This window comes from Sinorhizobium alkalisoli (genome assembly GCF_008932245.1).
In the GTDB taxonomy this organism is placed as follows: domain Bacteria; phylum Pseudomonadota; class Alphaproteobacteria; order Rhizobiales; family Rhizobiaceae; genus Sinorhizobium; species Sinorhizobium alkalisoli.
The window spans coordinates 1,171,736-1,184,345 of sequence record NZ_CP034910.1 but is presented as its reverse complement, the minus strand read 5'-3'; the positions used below and the strand labels follow the sequence as shown (position 1 = coordinate 1,184,345).

Below are 12,610 nucleotides of genomic sequence, written 5' to 3'. Positions count from 1 at the left end.
TGGAAATTCAGCGTTCCCTTCAGCGGAGCGAGGTCAAAATCCCACCATTTCACGCGCAGAAATCGTTGGGTTAGCGCTGCATCAAATCTCAATCGTATGACTTTACCTGGTGCGCCCGCAACAATCGAATAGGGCGGAACATCTCTTGTCACAACTGACCTCGCCGCGACAATCGCTCCATCGCCAATCGAGACGCCGCGCCTAATGAAAACGCCATCTCCGATCCATACATCGTTACCGATCTTCGTTCTGCCCGCGTTACCATTGAAGGCCTGATGGCCGACGATGGAGCCATAGTGCTCCGTGTGAGTGAACTGCTTGGTGCCGTTGTACTGAAAGGGGTGAATGCTGAACCAGTCGGTTGGGTGCTCAGCGGGCCCTATTTCAACATTTGGTGCAATGGCGCAGTAGCGGCCGACATCAGCGGCCGTTACCCTTGAACCCATTCCAATGTACGACATGAACCCCAAGGAACACTCGGAAGCAAACGCAGCCGAGGTGATCGAAACCGGCACCTCCACCTTCAGCCGTCCGCCCACGCCGCTCAGGTGTGAGCAGTTAATGCCAAGCGCGCGCGCCCTCTCTCTCGAAACGTCCGTTACCACTGCCATCAGCCCTCTCCCAGATGTTTTCGACTGATGGCATAAGGCGTCGTTTTGCGTCAACGCTACGATTACAAAGCGGCTAAATAACTCCTAGTTTCTTAAGCATCTTCTCACCCGGTTTGACCACAAACGCAGGCAAGTTATCCTCAAGTCCATACAGGATCTTCCATTTCAGGCCCTGCTTACGTGACTTACCGTTCCCGTCCCCATTGCCGTTCATCACCCGGTGCAGCGCCACTGGCCCAGAAGCCCGCTTGCTGTAAGTATACTCCGGAGCAGCAGATGCGAGAATTTCCCCGAGCGCTACAAGCATCCGTTTTCCGAATGCCTCCACACCAACGATATCGCGCACCAAGTCAGGACTTATTTTGTATTCGGTGCGACGATCTATTATCGTTCTCAGCTTCTCCAGAGCCACATGCGGCTCGTAAATATTGAACACTTCGCCCGCCTGGTGGAGGGTGATGAAGTCCGAGAAACCTGTATCCACATAGACCAAACTGGGGATGCCACTCATCAAAGCTTCACCCACCCCGAGAGGAAGTGGATCGTCGATTGAGCTCAGGAAGAATGCGCTGGACTTCGCCAGCCACTGACGGACTTCCTCAGAGCTAACATGACCAACCCAATCTACAGCATCCGATTTGTAGCAACCATCTGCCGCCTTGGTGTAAGCGCCGAGCCAGACGAACCTCCATCCCAGCCCGCGCTCAGCGGCGATGTCTGCCACGTGCGAGAACAGTTCAACGCCTTTCCGTCTTTGCTGGGTGCCGACCATCAGAATGACGGGCCGCCCTTCAATATTCTTGCCGGTTTCTACCGGAATGAATTTCGATCCGATGCTGTTGTAAACCGTGCGCACGCTCTTGCACCCAAGGGAACCAAGCCAATCAGCCTGTCGATCACTGACGGCGAGTGCGTGTGTCTTCGGCAGGACGTTTTTCACGAAGGCATCGACTTTACCGCCAACCTCCGAGAGCAGTCGGCGGTAAACGAAAAGAGTCTCGTGGCAATAGAACACGATCGGTGTCGATCGAAGCTCGCAAATCTTTACCGCATCAGCGAGCTCGCGCTCCTTCAGGATTCGAACCACATCGAAGGAGTTGATCAACACCAACGATGCTTCCGATATTTTCTTGAGAAGATTTTCACCATCGCCGGCTGTTGCCAAATGGAAATCGATCTCCAAATCGAGACCACGCAGGTATTCGACGAATACCTTTATCGGCTTCCCGACACCAATATGGTTACCGAACGAGCCGCCGACAACAAGAACGCGCTTGCCGAGTAGACGCCGGACATTGGAGTAGATTTCGATATCTCGTACGATCGGCTGGATGACGGCCGCCTTGTCCTGTTTCGACAGTGGCAGCGCTTCGGCGAGGAGTTTTGCTATACCAGTTATACCGTCTGCTTGCCTGATATATCGGAATATGTCTGGTGGCGTCGCTCCATGAGCTTTTACTTGAGCGGCCCGCCTCACGGCCTCGGGAATCTCTTGCGCTTTGTTGCAGTACATCAGGAGTGGGTGATCGATGTGAGGCAATTCGATGTCGACGGACCGCGTCTTGTAGATCACGCACGGGATATTGTTTGCCAAGCAGTCCAGGAATACAGTCGAGTAATACGTAACGACGACGTCGTAGGTGTGCAATTCATCCTCCCCAATTTTGGGGCTTCCCGTGAGCAACACCGAAAATTTATCACCAACGCTCGCCTCTAGATCAATTCTGCTCGTCTCCTTCGTTGAAGGATGGAGACGGAGAGACGTATCAAATTCAGATAGGTAATTGGCAATGTCGGCAAACTCGTTTAGCCAAGCAGACTTATCAGCCTTTTTCTGGTCGAGGATGGCTTGGTCGGCCCAAAGAACTCTTATGCGCCCGCCGTCGGGTTTCGCACCGTGCTCCACGATCCCTGGAACCGCAATTTCAGGCTTAGCGGGGCCAGTGATCATTATCGTGCCAGGGTTACTGTTGTGCCGCTGGATCAAGGCATCTTTCATAGCCTCGCCCCAGACCGCAACGAATTCCGGGTGGGTTGCTCCCCACTGGTAGTTCTGATCCGTGCCAGCGAGATTTGATGTCTTGCTCACGAAATTGAGAAAACCATCCTGAAGGAGTAGGCGACGCAGTCCTGTGTTCCGGCATACTGCCGCTAAGGAACTACCTCGCAAGCTCGCGTCATTGAACTGAACCAACAGAACATCCGCGCGCCCAAAATATTGCTTCAGATACTCGAACCCCATGTCCACCAAGGCGGACTTCCGGTCTTTCGCGTTTTTAGCTGATGTGACTGCCTTTCGCAGGACGGGAGCGACCGCGTCAAAGATGTTGGTGACCGATACCTCCCAGCCGGTGCGGCCAATTGTCCCCACTACCCATGCAACCGTCTCTCTGTCCCAATCGAGAATAAGGACCTCTGGCTCTACGTGTGAAGGAAAAAATTCCGACGAAACCAGATTGTCGCAAAGATGAACCTGATTTGCATTCTCGCAAAACATGAGTAGCCGCATCATCTATCTCCTTTTGTGGGATGTTCGTATGTTTTGCGTTCCAATTGTGCACGTGCGAAATACGCGGGGCTGCCTTTTCGAAAAAGGGGATCAAGGCTGGATCCCAGGCGACGCTCCAGATGCAGTGAATTAGCCCTTGCCTCTAAGGAGAGCTGCTATAGCTGAGGTAACCCTCGGCACTAATGGCAGCGCCGGTATCCGGAGCCACCGCGTCTGCTTCTTCCGCGCTTGGTATGCCCGGCTGAGAACACTGGAAGGTCCAGCGCCGCGGGTCAGATACGCCCGCAGCTCCGGCGACATTTCAGCCCGCAACGGCTTCTCAGTCATCGGCCGCCGTTCAAGGCGCGCGAGACGTACGGACTCTGTGGCCATTTCCTCAACCGTCCGATTTGGATCGCCGATAAAGCGCGCCTGCCAGCCTGCGTCCGGTTTTCCCTCAAGCGGAAAATCGAGTTCGGCAAAAGTCCGGATCAGTCCGGAGCCATAAAAATATTGGAGCCCATAGTCATCGTGCGCGCCGAAGTCGCCGATGATCGCTGTCGGGACGCCGGCATGGATCGCCTCGGCGGCGACGGTTGAGCAGACAGTCAGGCAGTGCGAAGCCTTCGAAAGGAGCACCGACGCCTTTTCAGAGGTGAGACTCAGATTGCCGGGCCAGCCACCCAGCCGCACTGCCGACGCCTTGATCAGCGGTTCGATCGGGTGCCAGGAGCGATGCAGAGCCGCATCTTTGCCCATGGTGCGCGGCTTCACGGCAAACTGGGTTTGCGGGAAACGCTTCGCGAGGAGGACCAATTGTTCGGCCAGGAACTCGCGCTCGTCGTGGTAGCGCGGGATTACCGCCTGCTCGAAGAAAACGACGGGCCCTGATTCGGCGGACGGCTCGCGCGTCACAGACTCCAATAGGGCGCCAACGCCGAAGACGCGCGCATTGCCTCCATCCAGACCGAAGGCGGCGCACATGGAGCGGTATGCCTCGGCATCTGCCTCGCAGTTCAGCCAGAGCAGGTCGCTGCCGGTTCGCATGGAAAAGCCGTCATAGGCATGGCGCAGGACGAGCCCGGGATAGGCGGATACCACCAGTGGGCGCCCGCTGCCGAGCTGGATCAGGTGATGCATCAGGCGGCGGGTGGACAGGCCCTCAAGGCAGGAAAGCACGATGTCGTAACCAGCGATCTCGCCTGATCTGCAGAAATCCTCGATATCGATCCAGCGAATCTTCGAAGCGAAGCCTTGTCGTTGCAGTTGCGTGTCGCTGATCTGCTTCTTGCGCCGTGCGGCCACAAGCGCGAACTCGACCGTACAGCCGGCTCGCTCAAAATACGGCGCAATCAGTCCGGCGACATTGAGAAAGGAATCATAGGAGGCGAGCGCCAGTACGCGCATCGGCTTAACCAATCAGATCGTTCGATATCAGGTATTCGCTGAGTTCCCTCAGTGCGCCGCTGCCGCCGGATTTCTGCAGCACCATGGTCGCGATCACCTTTGCCTCCGGATGTGCGTCGGACGGAGCGAAGCTCATACCACAGACCTTCATGCAATCGAGATCATTGATATCATTGCCGATATAGGCGATCTCACGCCATTCCAGCCGAAGTTCCGAGCGCCAGGCGTCAAGCGCCGGCAGCTTGTCGCGAATGTGGTGCAACACGTCCATTTGCAGTTTCGCGGCTCGCGCTTTGACGACCGGGTTTTGCTCGCGCGAAAGGATGAGCAATTTCAGCCCGCGATGCCTGAGCATCTCGATACCCATGCCGTCGCTGCGGCTGCAGCGCACCGCCTCGCTGCCATCTTGATTGACTATTACGCAATCATCGGTGTGGACGCCGTCGAAATCGGTGATGAGCGCCTTAATCTTATTCGCCGGCGCAAGGCGATGCGGATCATGCAGGCGGGCATAGGTCTCGGCGACGATCCAGTCTTCCGGCGTGTCGATCTCAATCGGCGGCATCTCGACCGGCACGAGCGCGGTCTTGCCGCAAAACCTGTTTCCGCGTTCAAGAAATTCCGGAACGCGCATCGCATAAATCGCACCGGTTTCCCGGTAGCGCGGCGTCATGTCCTGCCGCCGCTGGCGCGGCTTCGTGTGATCGTGAGTGATGCCGACGGCCGTTCCATCTTCGCCAGTCTGCCAGATGAAGCCGTGGTCCTCGATGGCGCTGAAGGCGCTTGCCGCCTGCTCCTCGAGGAGCTTCGACACGACTGCATCGATCTGCTCGGAGGTGGTAAAAGGGGACGTGCATTGGAGGAACACGAGCACATCCGGCACCTTGCCCGATATGCCCTCGATCTCCTGCAGCGCATGGATAAGAGCTGATTCCGAACTTGCCATCGAGCCCGAGATTTCGGCGGGGCGCCTGATCCCGACGGCGCCGAAAGTTGCAGCCACGTCAAGGATTTCCGAGGAATCCGACGAGACATAGACGCCGGAGATGTATTCGGATTTGGCGGCCGCGAGCACGGCGCGTCCTACCAGCGGCACACCGTTCAAGGGCTTTATGTTCTTGCCCGGAAGGCCGACCGAGCCTCCCCGAGCAGGAATGACGGCAACGACCTTCATTTACGAGGCTTGCCGGATGTGGGCGCCGTGCTTTTCTTCACGCCATTTCAGCTTGTCGCGCTGGACGAGTTCCACATCCAGCATTTCCTTCTCCTTGTAGGAGACTGCCTTGCTTACGTTCTTCAGGTCGCGGCACAGGCGGCGCAGGCCATCCGGCTCGAGGCTGGCGGCATGATCCGTGCCCTTCCAGGTGCGATCGAGCGTGAAGTGACGCTCGACATATTCGAACTCGCCCTTGCCGTAGATCTGGTGACCAATGAGACCGGCCGTCATCGCGGCAACGTCCGCGGCAATGCCGAGGTGATGGCCGGAGAAGCCGATCGATTTGACCTTGTCGCCGTAGCGCTCCTGCAGGCGATTGATTTCAAGCACGCAGATGTCGGGGAAGGCGACCGGATAGCCCGAGGTGCAAGCATAGAGCACGAGGTCCTTGGCGCGGCCACGCTCTTCGTAGAACTTCACCAGCCGGTCCGTCTCGTCATGCGTCGTCATGCCGGTAGAGACGTGGATCTCGCCGTCATAGTTCTTGCAGAGGAATTCCTGGAGCACATAGTGCTGATTGGTGGCCGAGGGAAGCTTGATGAGGTTGGGCTTCAGGGCGGCGATTTCCTGGGCGGAGGTCAGGTCCCAGACGGATGTCGAGTAATCGATACCCATCGCCCGGCATTCTTCCTGCAATTCTCTGTGCTGGCCGACCGAGAACTCAAGAAATTCGCGATGTTCACCGTAGGTCTTGCCATAGGAGTTGGCGGGAACCGGATGCGGCCGGTCATATTCCTCGGGCGTCAGCAGTTCGCGGTTGTGACGCTTCTGGAATTTCGCGACATGCGCTCCGCAGACCTTGGCTGCAACGCGGATCAGCTCCTTGGCAGTGTCCATGTTGCCCATGTGGTTGCAGCCGATTTCGGCAATCACCTTGATTTCTTTGGTTTCGGTCATATGGGGCTCCCTTTTTGATCGACGGACTCACCCATCGACATCAATCGGATCAACACGAATCGAGGCCGACCAAGGCACACGATACGCACAAGCATCAGGCGCTTCGGCTGTGCTTAGACACTCCTCCCGCCAAAGGCAATCGCGGCGTCTAATGCATTTGACAGTTGCCTGCCAGATAAGTCGAAGCTGTGGATAACTTCTATTGCCGCTGTTGCAGTGGTGTGACAGCTCGCATTTCGCTCAACCGGCGCACGACTGACTCCAAGTCAGTCGGCTCACCCGTCTCCGGATCGAAATACCGGGAATGCAACAGATAGGCGGCGGCGAAGATCTCCCGCACAGAAAGGCGCCGGGTTCGCCGAGGGTTCGGTTGCCGATCGTCCGTAACTCCCCAGCCTGCGTAAAAGGGCAACCCAACACAGGTCACGGCTTTGCCGCGCAAGAGCGCCTCGAAGCCCATCAGCGAGGTGATGGTGTAGACGTGGTCGGCGCCGTCGAGCGCGTCGGCCGGCGCGACGTCCTCTTTCAGAATCACGCATAAATGCGCGACGTCCGCTGGGTTAGAAACACCCTTACGCGTACCGTGCAGCACCTCAGGATGTGGCTTGTAGATGATCTCTGCGTCGGGATTTTCAGACGCTGCCAAGTAAACAAGATCATTGTTAGTCAGCGGTCTGTCGCAGCCAAATGCGATAGCTGCATCGGTCTCTACCTGACCGATCACGAGAACACGTCTCTTAATCTTCGGCCCAAGGAGCTCTTCGAGATCGATACGTCTGCCCTGGTTGTACTTGCTGATTCGCATTTCGATGAGCATTCGAATGCATCGGTCCGCCCTTTCCATCAGCATTTGATCGGCGTCAAAGTCGTAGTTTTGCAGCGTGTGTTCGAGGTCCGACGGATTTCGGGCGTCGTAATGCACCGTTTTTCGATCAAGGATCAGGGATGCAGGCGCTGCCCTCCAAGCGCCAAGGGACACGGAGCGAACGAAACCATCTTCCACATGGCAGAAAGGAATGCGAAACAGCCTGCAGAAGGCCTTCAAAAAGCCCGGATATTTGAAGCCCCAGACGAATACTTCCTGCTGCGACGGCAAAAGCAGGCGGAAAGGCCAGCCTCGCCGCAGCATCCGCATTGGGAAGCGGCTGATAATTTTGCAGTCTCTGTCGGCAAACCACTGAGGAATACGCTTCTTCCACGGCTCGAAACCGAAGAAAACGGCTTGACGTGCCATTCGCATCTCCATTTTAGAGAGAGGTATGGTTGATGCCGACGTCCGGGAAAACGGCGTATAGCCTGATTGTTGCATCATCTTGAAGCGCTATAACAAGCTGATTGAAGCTGACCCATAGCGGCTGCATGCGGGAAATTCAAATGTACTCATTATCGAAACGCTCCCCTGCTGCGCGCGGATATCCCTTGTTCCTCTTCGGCTTCAGCCGCTGGAAGCGCTATATGCGTGACTGGTTCTCAGATGCCAATGTGATTTTCTCACGACCACGTCTCCTGCCATTTGAATTCGAGCTCTACTGGAAGCGGCGGCTTCTCCAGGACCCGCGGTCCAAGGTGCTGGTTTGGCAATATAACGGTCCCACTGAAATCAAAACCTTCTGCGCCCGCCACGGCATTCCGTTCCACTATGTCGAGGATGGCTTCATCCGCTCGGTGGCGCTTGGCGCTCTCCGAGTGCCGCCGCTGTCGCTCGCCTTCGACACGCAGGACATGTATTTCAACGCCAACGGCCCGACCGATCTGGAGGACATTCTCCGGACCTATGATTTCGCGGGCGACCCCGGGTTGATGCGTCGGGCGCGGGCCGCGCGGGAGCAATTGCTTGCAAGCCGGCTCAGCAAATACAATTCCGGGCATCGGCTCGATATTGGCGCCGTCTACGGCGAGAAGACGCGAAAGCGTGTGCTCGTGATCGGTCAGGTGGAGCGCGATGCGTCGATCGCCTATGGTTGCGCGCGAAAGATGACGAACAATGATCTCGTTCGGCTCGCCGCCATGGAGAATCCGGACGCCCAGATCATCTACAAGCCGCATCCGGAAGTGCTGAAAGGTACGGCGGAGGCGAAGTCCGACCCGGCGCTGGTGCGCGACATCGCAATGATCCTCACGCAGGATATCAGCCTCGCGGATGCGCTCGATACCATCGATCACGTCTACACGATAACGTCGCTTTCCGGCTTCGAGGCGGTGCTGCGCGGCATCAAGGTGACGACGGTCGGCTGCCCCTTCTATTCCGGCTGGGGGCTGACGGACGATCGGCAGCCGAATCCGCGGCGGAACCGGACGCTTTCGATCGATGAAGTCTTTGCCGCAGCCTATCTCCTTTACGCGAAATATCTCGACCCGGTCACCAAGAGGCCGATCGAGATCGAAGAGGCGCTGGATGTTCTCGCCAGAATGCGGGCCGAGCAGATGGCGGCCTGACGTGCCGTCGCACTAAACCCGATCCTCGCGGATCTGCCGCATCGAGGCTGTCAGCAGCGTGAGCCCGAGCACGAAGCAGACGAGCGCGATTTCGAGGACGTAGCCCTTGTCCAACCCGTCAGCGCGGTATTCAGCATAGACGGCGCTCCGAAACCACATGATGATGTGGACCAGCGGATTGTAGAGGATCACGCTGCGGAAGGGCTCCGGCAGGTTTTCCGGCAGAAAGAAGACGCCGGAGACCATGAAGAGCGGGCGGTTGATGATGCCGAAGATCTGCTCGTAGAGCGCCGAGCGGGCGAACATCACGATATTGATCGCTCCGATGCCGAGGCCCAGCACCGCGGCCGCGCCCGCGGCCTCGATCATGCCGGCATAGTTCATCGGCTGGCTGACGCCGCCGATCTCGATGATCAGGAACAGGATGAGCATCGCCACAAGCGCATCGGTCATCACTTGCAGGATGAAGCGCGAGACGATCGCGTCGAAGGGCGAGACGATCGGATAGGAGAAAAGCGCCTTGTTGGCCTTCATCGTGCCGGCCATGAAGGAGGACATGCGCTGGTAGAAGGTGAAGGCCAGATAGCCGCTCGCGAAGAATAGCGGAAAGCTCAGGCCCAGCGCCGGCATGCGGGCGATGGCCTGGAAGATGAGCGTCATCATCGCCACATGGGCGACCGGATCGAACACCGCCCAGAGATAGCCGCCGGGTTTGGAGCCGTAGCGCGTCGACATTTCGCGCACGATGAGCGCTGCCGTGACCCGGAGATGCTGTTCTATGAGCTTCAATTTTCGCCTCATACAGGATCGCGCTGCGCGTGGTGCGGCCCCTCCGCTTGAACCCGAGGAGAGGAGCAGTTCACCCGCCATCATTGGGGCCGCACCAGTAGCATCATCTCTTGCGGGGAACTAGGCTCTCTGCGGACTGACAGTCTGACCTTGGTTTCATCGGCCGTAGCGCCTAAAAGGTCATATATGACCATTTCAGGGCAGACCAGAATGTCAACGATCAGCCTCAAGGACGCCAAAGCCGGCTTTTCGAACATCGTGGATCAAGCGGCCGCTGCTGAGTTTGTCACGATCACGCGGCACGGCCGCGCTGCTCGTCTCTGTGGGAGCCGCAGAAGCGGCAAAGAAAGCGCTTCGTAAACGCCCTAGCCTGGTCCAGTATCTGAGATCTTTCCCGGCCGACCTCAATCTCGACGACGATGTGTTTGCCCGAAATCCGGCTCCCTCGCGTGAGGTCGATCTGTGACCGGCTACCTGATCGATACGAACGCAATATCCATGTTCTCCCCTTCTCGGGCCACGGCCACCCCCGAATTTACGGACTGGCTGGAAGAACAGGAGCAGGTTAGCGCGATCTACCTGTCAGCCATTACCGTCCACGAGATTGAAAAGGGCGTACGGCTTCTGGAAGCCAGAGGCTCAAAGGCCAAAGCGGCAGGAATAGAGCTATTCTTGAAGGGCTTGATCGCCGGTTACGGCGACAGAATCTTGCCCGTAGATGCGGATGTTGCACGGGAAAGCGGCAAATTGGAAGCCAGGGCCATTGCAGCCGGTCACAATCTCGGCGCGTCCGATGCCATGATTGCGGGAACCGCCAGCTTTCACCGCCTGACGGTCATCACCGCCAAGCTGCAACATTTTCGCCCGTTCGGGATCAAAGTGAAATCACCGGCTCAAGTGGCCCGCTGACATCTCGCGAGTTGCATCCGTCTCATCAGCCCGTCGAGAATTCCAAAAGCGGCGTTTTCGGACGGGAATATCATTCGTTCTTTCATCGCGAGCTTGATCCGGGAAAACACCTTTCTTGGACGAATATTCCGCCTTCTCCTGACATAGCGCCCCCTGCTTCGATCTTCGACGGCGAATACCGGAGAGGTGGCCGCGGCAGGGTTAACATACTGGAATTCTGTTCATTTTGACTGCTCCGCGAACTGTTTGACCTGCTCCACCAGATGCGGAGCCTTCGACGAGCCAGCGTCGTCGAATAGGAAGGAGAAGTCTGATGCCAGTGTGTCACTGCCGGCGATCGTCGCACTGGCGTGGCAGGCATCACATGAGCGGCTCTGAATGTAGGTTTCGAGTGTCGTGTTGGCGACTGGGAGATTTCCTTCCGACTGAAAGGTGCCATAGCGGAGAGGCACGGTGGCACCAGCTCCTGGTTCCAGAGTGGGTTCGCTGCTGGGACTCTGATCCCACAGGACGTTCACCAGCTCATAGTACTGGAAGATGGACTTCCCGCCGGTGAGGGAGGCGATCTTCTGCTGGACGCTGCTGTTCAGCTCAACCAGGTTATTAGGGGTCTTCTGGCCTCGGTCCACTTGAACCGGCTGATCGCGGGGATACAGGTCCCGGCACGTGTTGCCGTCACACTCGATGCGAGGCTGGTTCGGCGTGCAGTCGGGCCCGGTACAGTCCGGATTGTTGAACGAGTAGCCATTTACTGGCGGTGCGCCTGAGCCACCCGGAACGTTGTCGACCTGCTCAAAAGTCGCCCAGATAAAGTCCGGAAAGGTGTCGGTCTTGTGAATGATGTGAAGGCCGACAAGGCCGACGACCTCCTGACTGCATCGCCCCGTATCCGGGCGCTTCAGCCAGGCCACGGTCGTCATGTAACGACTGAACATCGCCGGTTCGCCGGTAAGGATACGCCAGGCGGCTTTGATCTCGAATGCACCGAGCTCTTCCTGCGGCTGTGGATCGGAGGGAGGGGTTCTAAGCATGCCGCCGCGCGGCAGCGAAAGACCTTTCGGATGTTGCCCATCCTGATTTGTCGCGACGCGCAACTGATCCGCAGCGTCGAAGAGGTTGTTGTCAACGATGTAATCGAACTCGGCCTTTCCCACGGTGCGCTGGAAGAATACCAGCTCTCCTTTCTGATCCGTCAGCCAGCCGCCTGTCGCCTCCATGATCTCCTGGGAAACCGTGTCGCGGGTTCCGCTCGACAGATTGAAGCGGTGCGCGCTATTGACCGCGTTCTTGGATATCGCGCTGAGGACGCGTACTGATTCCGTCGGATAGCCAAAAATCATTTTGTCGCTCCGGCATTCCGCAGGTGGCGGTTCTTGAACTCCCCATCCGCTCGGCGGTGCCGCGTTGGGTAGGAAGATTTCTTCTGCGGCCTTGAAACTTCCCCATACGGGAACGCTGGAGATCGGCGATGTCGGCGAGAACTGGACTCCCCATTCCGCCACACTCGCCGTGCGGTCGGGCTCGCCCGCCAGTGCCGGCGCGGCGGGCCAGCCGGGGTTGACCGGCCAGTTCATCGCAACGAACATCTGCCATGCGTAACAATTGGCCCCTTCTTGCGTCGGCAGGAAGAGAATGTCGCTGGTCAAGAACGTCCCCTTTTTCGGATCGAAAATCAGCTGATCGGCGCATTGATCTGCGGATTGGGCAAGCGCCCTCCTGGGCTCGACCGTCGGCGCCCCCAGCAACAATGCCGCCGCCAACATGGAGGGCAGGATCCAGGCAGCGAAAGTTCCTGCACTGAAACGTCTATTCGTCATGACACGCCTCCTTGTCTTTCGTGGTACCTCCGGGCCGCTT

At 57.7% G+C, this 12,610-nt stretch carries 9 protein-coding genes and 2 pseudogenes; 3 read left to right on the top strand and 8 right to left on the bottom strand.

The window, feature by feature from the left end:
• Positions 1–82: 82 nt before the first annotated feature.
• The 6 genes and pseudogenes from EKH55_RS30355 to EKH55_RS23290 all read right to left on the bottom strand — a co-directional run.
• A pseudogene (locus tag EKH55_RS30355) lies at positions 83–248 on the bottom strand (LbetaH domain-containing protein); the annotation flags it as partial.
• Positions 249–684: 436 nt separating this feature from the next.
• Positions 685–3,120, bottom strand: a complete 2,436-nt coding sequence (locus EKH55_RS23310) for a glycosyltransferase family 4 protein (protein ID WP_192803798.1) — start codon at positions 3,118–3,120, stop codon at positions 685–687.
• Positions 3,121–3,249: 129 nt separating this feature from the next.
• Positions 3,250–4,506: a DUF6716 putative glycosyltransferase gene (locus tag EKH55_RS23305; protein WP_151613336.1), complete on the bottom strand. Its 1,257-nt coding sequence runs from the start codon at positions 4,504–4,506 to the stop codon at positions 3,250–3,252.
• A 4-nt stretch (positions 4,507–4,510) separates the two neighbouring features.
• Positions 4,511–5,680 (bottom strand): acylneuraminate cytidylyltransferase, encoded by a 1,170-nt coding sequence (locus EKH55_RS23300; protein ID WP_151613335.1) that lies wholly within the window; start codon positions 5,678–5,680, stop codon positions 4,511–4,513.
• Positions 5,681–6,619, bottom strand: a complete 939-nt coding sequence (locus EKH55_RS23295; protein ID WP_151613334.1) for an N-acetylneuraminate synthase family protein — start codon at positions 6,617–6,619, stop codon at positions 5,681–5,683.
• Positions 6,620–6,818: 199 nt separating this feature from the next.
• A complete protein-coding gene (locus EKH55_RS23290) occupies positions 6,819–7,853 on the bottom strand; it encodes a capsular polysaccharide export protein, LipB/KpsS family (protein ID WP_192803797.1) in 1,035 nt (344 codons plus the stop codon).
• A 221-nt stretch (positions 7,854–8,074) separates the two neighbouring features.
• On the opposite strand from EKH55_RS23290, the gene EKH55_RS23285 reads away from it, so the two are divergent.
• Positions 8,075–9,055, top strand: a complete 981-nt coding sequence (locus tag EKH55_RS23285; RefSeq protein WP_427915849.1) for a capsular polysaccharide export protein, LipB/KpsS family — start codon at positions 8,075–8,077, stop codon at positions 9,053–9,055.
• Positions 9,056–9,067: 12 nt separating this feature from the next.
• On the opposite strand, the gene EKH55_RS23280 is transcribed toward EKH55_RS23285, so the two are convergent.
• Positions 9,068–9,844, bottom strand: coding sequence for an ABC transporter permease (locus EKH55_RS23280; RefSeq protein WP_192803795.1), 777 nt, complete (start codon positions 9,842–9,844; stop codon positions 9,068–9,070).
• A gap of 210 nt (positions 9,845–10,054) precedes the next feature.
• Here EKH55_RS23280 and EKH55_RS23275 point away from each other — a divergent pair.
• Both EKH55_RS23275 and EKH55_RS23270 read left to right on the top strand, forming a co-directional pair.
• A pseudogene (locus EKH55_RS23275) lies at positions 10,055–10,310 on the top strand (type II toxin-antitoxin system Phd/YefM family antitoxin).
• Complete coding sequence (locus tag EKH55_RS23270) at positions 10,307–10,753, top strand: type II toxin-antitoxin system VapC family toxin (protein ID WP_151613331.1); 447 nt, start codon at positions 10,307–10,309, stop codon at positions 10,751–10,753. The pseudogene EKH55_RS23275 and the gene EKH55_RS23270 overlap by 4 nt, the downstream one beginning before the upstream one ends.
• A 221-nt stretch (positions 10,754–10,974) precedes the next feature.
• Here the strand turns inward: EKH55_RS23270 and EKH55_RS23265 are convergent, their stop codons facing one another.
• Entirely contained in the window at positions 10,975–12,570 is a 1,596-nt protein-coding gene (locus tag EKH55_RS23265) for a hypothetical protein (protein ID WP_192803794.1), read from the bottom strand.
• Positions 12,571–12,610: the final 40 nt, after the last annotated feature.